2 protein-coding genes are annotated in these 2,724 nt (G+C 54.0%); both read right to left on the minus strand.

Features of this window, described 5'->3' with window-relative positions:
• Window positions 1-406: HindVP family restriction endonuclease (locus tag PX481_RS18600; RefSeq protein ID WP_288095394.1), on the minus strand; the 406-nt coding region annotated here is incomplete at its 3' end.
• Window positions 406-2,565, minus strand: coding sequence for a potassium-transporting ATPase subunit KdpB (kdpB, locus tag PX481_RS18605; protein WP_002761775.1), 2,160 nt, complete (start codon window positions 2,563-2,565; stop codon window positions 406-408). The genes PX481_RS18600 and kdpB, both read right to left, overlap by 1 nt.
• Between the last annotated feature and the right edge of the window lie 159 nt (window positions 2,566-2,724).

Genomic DNA, 2,724 nt, shown 5'->3' on the forward strand with positions numbered 1-2,724 from the left:
TATTTCTATAGACATCTATAGCAGGTATCCAATTATCAAATGCGGCCACAATAGTAAACCCCGCTTTCTGGAAACCTAAAGATAAACCACCACAACCAGCGAATAAATCGATTGTGATCATTTTGCTCCCTCCTCTAAATTGACTCTCGAAAGCATAAAATAAATTATCGGAATCGGGAGCTAGACCGTATAACTCTTGTGTACTTAACTCCGCCGGTTGAACTTTTAAATTTTCATCGAGTTTCAGATAGACATTTTTCAGTCCTTTCCCATCCAAGTAAGCGCACAAAGAAGCTGGAAATGAGGAGTTAAATTGATTTTTACCCCATGTTTCTTTTTGGCTAAAATCCCGATTCGAGTGCTTCAATCCGAATAAACTAGGCTTAAATATTGCCGATTTTCCCATTACCTCAACCCGATCGCTGAAATTATCTCATCAATAATCTTAATAGCAATAAACGGCGCAATCATGCCTCCCACGCCGTAGATGAGGATATTACGCCGCAATAGTTGGTCAGCAGTGAGCGGGCGAAATTGAACGCCTTTAAGTGCTAGGGGAATCAAAACGGGGATAATCAGGGCATTGTAGATCAGGGCCGAGACGATCGCCGATTGAGTGCTTTTCAAACCCATGATATTTAAAGCACCGATCCCAGCGGCAGCGAAAATTGTCGGGATAATGGCGAAATACTTGGCGATATCGTTGGCTACCGAAAACGTGGTCAGGGCGCCGCGGGTAATGAGTAACTGTTTGCCGATGGTCACTAAATCGATCAGCTTGGTCGGGTCGGAATCGAGATCCACCATATTGGCAGCCTCCTTCGCCGCTTGGGTTCCGGAGTTCATCGCCACACCGACATTAGCCTGGGCCAGTGCGGGTGCGTCGTTGGTTCCGTCTCCCGTCATGGCAACTAACTTGCCCTTGGCTTGCTCGCGACGGATCACCTCGATCTTATCTTCTGGGGTGGCCTCGGCGATAAAATCATCCACCCCCGCCTCCGCCGCGATCACCGCCGCCGTGATCTGGTTGTCGCCGGTGAGCATGATCGTTCTCACACCCATGCGCCGTAATTGGTCGAAACGCTCTTTTAATCCCGGCTTCACGATGTCCTTGAGATAGATCACCCCGTAGATATCGTTACCCCGACAGACGGCGAGGGGAGTCCCCCCCAAACGGGAAACCCTTTCCTGTGCCTCATCGAGGGTTTCGGGAACGGAACCACCGCGGGAACGGACGAAACCTTTAATCGCGTCTACGGCTCCCTTACGGTATTCCTCGCCGGCCCTATCGGTGCCGCTCATGCGGGTACGAGCGGAGAATTCGATTCCCTCGCCGGGTTGGCCATCGATATCGAGGTTCGCGCCCAAATTCCGGGCTAAGGCAATGATCGAGCGTCCTTCCGGGGTTTCGTCGAAAAGGCTGGCCGCTAGACAGATGCGGGCTAATTCCTCGAGGTTATGACCGTTCACGGGGATAAATTCGTCAGCCAGTCGGTTTCCGAGGGTGATCGTTCCCGTTTTGTCGAGAAGGAGGGTATTCACGTCGCCGCAGGCTTCCACCGCGCGCCCGGAGGTGGCGATGACGTTAAACTGAGCCACACGATCCATCCCGGCGATGCCGATCGCGCTCAATAAACCGCCGATCGTCGTGGGAATGAGGGCGACGAGGAGCGAGATCAAGATGGCGATACTGGAACCGGCCCGAAAGGTATCCGCAACCGCCGGCCCGAGGCTCGTTTCCAGGAAACCGGCGATATAGTTCCCGATCGGCGGAATCGTGGCGACGACAATTAGAAAGACTTGGGTTAACACGGCCAGAAGTACCGTCAGCGCGATCTCGTTGGGGGTTTTCGTGCGCTCGGCCCCTTCCACAAGGGAGATCATGCGATCGATAAAACCCTGGCCGGGATCTTGAGTGATCCGCACTGTCAACTCGTCCGAGAGAAGCCTGGTGCCGCCGGTGACGGAACTGGCGATGTCGGTTCCGGGTTGTTTGAGGACGGGGGCCGATTCTCCGGTGATCGCCGATTCATCCACCGAACCGATTCCCTCGATCACTTCCCCGTCGGCGGGAATCACGTCCCCGGCCACCAGTTTTACCCGATCGCCCCGACCCAAGGCCGTGGAACTGACCGACTCGATCGAGCCGTCGGCAAGGATTTTCTGGGCCATCGTGTCGCTGCGGGTGGAGCGCAGGGCATCGGCCTGGGCTTTTCCCCGTCCCTCGGCGATCGCCTCGGCGAAGTTGGCGAACAGCACCGTGAAGAAGAGGATGAGGGTGATGATGCCGTTAAGTAGCCGTTGTTGTCCCCTATCCCCGGCGATCGTGCCGAATAGATGCGGGTCGATCGTGACCAGGGCCGTGACGATCGTTCCTAACCAGACCACGAACAGGACCGGGTTACGCACGGCGATGCGCGGGTCGAGTTTGAGGAAGGACTGCCGGATCGCGCGTTGATAGAGACCTGTCCGGTTTACCTTGGGGGTGTGGCGGCGGTCGTCCCTGCGACCTCTCGGCACTCGCAACGGGCGGGAGGATTTAGAATTTCCTTTGTTCGTTCTCATAAATTATCTAGGGCTGGTTGAATAAATCTAAAAACCTTGTTGGGTAAGACTTTTAGACCTTTTGTCAATCAAAAAGTACTGGATCTGGGAGTGATCGGGGGGAAATTTAGGCACTTTTTCCCTGAAAATTAGGTAATTGGCCACCTCAAAACTGGTAAA

Source organism: Microcystis sp. M53603_WE2 (assembly GCF_030065435.1).